Origin of the sequence: Saccharopolyspora antibiotica, assembly GCF_047200635.1 — a bacterium.
In the GTDB taxonomy this organism is placed as follows: domain Bacteria; phylum Actinomycetota; class Actinomycetes; order Mycobacteriales; family Pseudonocardiaceae; genus Saccharopolyspora_C.
In genome coordinates, this window is the sequence record NZ_JBJZOI010000051.1 from 1 (window position 1) to 793 (window position 793).

1 protein-coding gene and 1 pseudogene are annotated in these 793 nt (G+C 63.2%); both read right to left on the reverse strand.

The annotated features are described in order from the left end of the window. Positions 1–13: 13 nt before the first annotated feature. Positions 14–544, reverse strand: a complete 531-nt coding sequence (locus ACL03H_RS23840) for a DUF3558 family protein (RefSeq protein WP_412813547.1) — start codon at positions 542–544, stop codon at positions 14–16. Beyond that, positions 541–793, reverse strand: a pseudogene (locus ACL03H_RS23845) (hypothetical protein); the annotation flags it as partial. The pseudogene ACL03H_RS23845 and the gene ACL03H_RS23840, both read right to left, overlap by 4 nt.

The window sequence follows — 793 nt, forward strand, 5'->3', positions numbered from 1 at the left end:
GCCCCTTCCCACATCACTCCGGCAACCGCGAAGCGGTCTGATCTGCGATCTCCTCGATCTCGGCACACGGATCAGCCACGGAGTCCCGCATGTAGGCGGTGAGCTGATAGAGCACGACACCTTCACCAGCAGGCACGACCGTGATGCAGCCGCCCTCCCCCTCCGCGCCCGACACGATCATGCGTGCGCCATCACGGCCCCCGACCTCGATCGGCGTGTACTCGTCGTACGAACCGTTGCTCAAGCTCTCCACGGTCTCGTCGGCGTTCTTCTGCAACGCGACATCCATCCGGTCCCCGTCCCAGCTGCATCCTGGCTGGAAACTCACCAGCGTGAAATCCTCGGCCTGGGTGGACACCCCGTACGAAGTCAGCTCCTCGGGCTTGAAGAAAGTGCAGGGGTCAAAACTCTCCAGCCCATCCTGCCCGGAATTCGAATCCCCACTGCCGGCATCGTCTTCCGCTCCACCGAGAGCGCACGAGGAAACGCCGATCAGGGCGATTCCCGAGATCGCAACGGCCAAACAACGGGAAAGTGCGCTCACTGCATACCTCGCCTGAGATCGTCTGCGTTCTGCTCGTCAGTGTTCCGGTAGTCCCGCGCCGCACCGCGGAAAGCGTCGGCCTGCTTCCTCAGCTCATCCTGGAACTCACGAATGAGAGCGAATACCCCCGCGTCGGAGTCTGCGGCTTTGTCCTCGAACCGCTTCGCCAGCTGCTGACCATCGGGATAGTCACCGAGCCCTCGGACGCTGCGCAGCGACTGAGCCCGCTGCCAGAATTCCTGCAGCGCA